Source organism: Shinella sp., assembly GCF_052438155.1.
Classification (GTDB): Bacteria; Pseudomonadota; Alphaproteobacteria; order Rhizobiales; family Rhizobiaceae; genus Shinella.
In genome coordinates this window covers 1-1,993 of record NZ_JBQVPI010000101.1, presented here as the reverse complement: position 1 = coordinate 1,993, position 1,993 = coordinate 1, and the positions used below count along the sequence as shown (strand labels likewise).

Genomic DNA, 1,993 nt, shown 5'->3' with positions numbered 1-1,993 from the left:
CTTGAAGCGCCTACGGATCCGCAATGCCGACCAGCATCCCGATGCGCCAGTGCGCGCGCCGATCATGGCCAGCAGCGATCTCGACGCCGAGGTCACGAGCGAACCCGACATAGCGTTGCCAGCGGCCGCCAGCGCACAGTCGGCTGAGAGCAATCCCGAACCAATGCCGCTCGACCTCGACGCCAGCATGGCGTTTGCACCCCCGGCATCTGCCGAGCCCGCTCCGGCAGAACCAGCGCCTGCACCTTCTTTCCGTTTTGCGCCTGCTCTGGCAGAGCCGGAAGTGGAAGAAGACGGGCAGGACCCCTGGGAGGCTGTGGCCCCTGAGCCGGTGCAGCCAGAGGACCAGCAGGCCGAGATACACGCCGAACACGTTCACCAGCATGCCGCCGAACCGGCGACCGCTGACTATGAAAAACTCGGAATCGCCGAACTGCTCGACCGGCTCGAGCGGGGCCTGGGCAAGCGCCGCGACACCGCGATGGCATCGGCCGTGCCTGCAGGACGCGTCGTTGCGCTCACCATGGCAGCGAACCCGATCAGCGGCATCGAACCCGTGGTGACGAGCGATGCAGACCCACGCTTCGGCATCCGCCGCAGTGCGGAGATCACCGAAGACACAATCGAACCGCTGGCCGACGAAGCTCGTGCCGATACCACTGAGGCTCCAAGCGACTGGAGCGCTACTGTTGCCGAGCCAGCCGCAGAGGCGCCTAAGGGCATCGCGTCCGAGATCGACGCCGACCATGGCGATCCGGAAACGGATGCTCAGGAAGCAGCGGTCGATGACGACATGGATGCAGCTTTGCGCGATGCGCTTGCAACGCTGCGCCAGCTTTCGGACCGGCAGCGCAACATCTGACAGCATCCCAGCGGGACACAAAAAGAGGGCGGCGTATCGCTACGCCGCCCTCTTTTTTGTAACCATCAAAGGCGTTGGCGAATTACTTGCCAGGTGCCTTCTGGAACGAACCGTACTGCTCGTTGCCGACGAAGCCGAGCTTCGTGACGCCGCTGCGCTTGATCACCACGAGAACCTCGTCGACGATCTGATAGCGTGCGCGTGCATCGGGCTGGAACTGCAGTTCAGGCTCAGGATCCATATTGCGGGTCTGGGCGAGAATGCCAGCAAGCTGCGCCTGCGATACCGGCGTACCATTCCACGAAATGGTGTCGTTGGTATCGACGATCAGCTTGTTCTTGACCGGCTCGACAACCACGTCCTGCGGCGGGCTGTCCTGCGGCAGGTCGATCTTTACCGCATGGGTCTGAACCGGGATGGTGATGATGAACATGATGAGGAGAACGAGCATGACGTCGATCAACGGCGTCGTGTTCATTTCCATCATCGGCTCGCCATCATCGCTGCCGCCACTCATTGCCATATCAAGCTACTCCCAAATTTCTGTAGTGGAGGCCGTCATCGCGTGACGGCCTCTATCAAACTGCCGTCAGGTCGATCGGCGAAGAGATGAAGCCGACCTTGGCAAACCCGGCACGCTGCATCGTGAAGATCGCGCCGCCAATGCACCTGTAGGGAGCATTGATGTCGCCGCGGATGTGCACTTCGGGAAGATCTTCTTCCTCCAGGTTTTCGACGCCACCAGCAGCTTCGATGATCGATTCAAGCCGTTTGACCGCGATTTCCTGCAGTTCGACATTGTCGACCGGAGTGACGTTCACATAGACCCGGCATTCGCCGTTCGGGCTTGCACCTGCAAAGCCATCGTCGCCGGGGCTCAGGCCGCTGGCGTCGGTGGTCGTCACGGACAGAAGGATGTTTTCTGCCTTGGTTTCGGTCGGCTCGAATTCGATAACCGGAATGGTCAGGTCGTCCACGGTCTGGATAACCACCGGAATCGCGATCAGGAAGATGATGAGAAGCACCAGCATGACGTCCACAAGCGGCGTCGTGTTGATGTCAGACATCGGCTTTTCCTTGCCGCCGTCGCCTCCAACGCTCATTGCCATCGCAATAAATCCTATTCTCTAC

The 1,993-nt window shown here is 60.8% G+C and carries 2 protein-coding genes and 1 pseudogene; 1 reads left to right on the top strand and 2 read right to left on the bottom strand.

The window, feature by feature from the left end; all coding sequences use genetic code 11:
• Positions 1–862: pseudogene (locus tag ACT6VE_RS34805) on the top strand (hypothetical protein); the annotation flags it as partial.
• An 82-nt stretch (positions 863–944) separates the two neighbouring features.
• Here ACT6VE_RS34805 and ACT6VE_RS34800 read toward each other — a convergent pair.
• Positions 945–1,385, bottom strand: coding sequence for an ExbD/TolR family protein (locus ACT6VE_RS34800; protein WP_054132983.1), 441 nt, complete (start codon positions 1,383–1,385; stop codon positions 945–947).
• A 55-nt stretch (positions 1,386–1,440) separates the two neighbouring features.
• Positions 1,441–1,929, bottom strand: coding sequence for an ExbD/TolR family protein (locus ACT6VE_RS34795; RefSeq protein WP_444802655.1), 489 nt, complete (start codon positions 1,927–1,929; stop codon positions 1,441–1,443).
• Positions 1,930–1,993 lie beyond the last annotated feature (64 nt).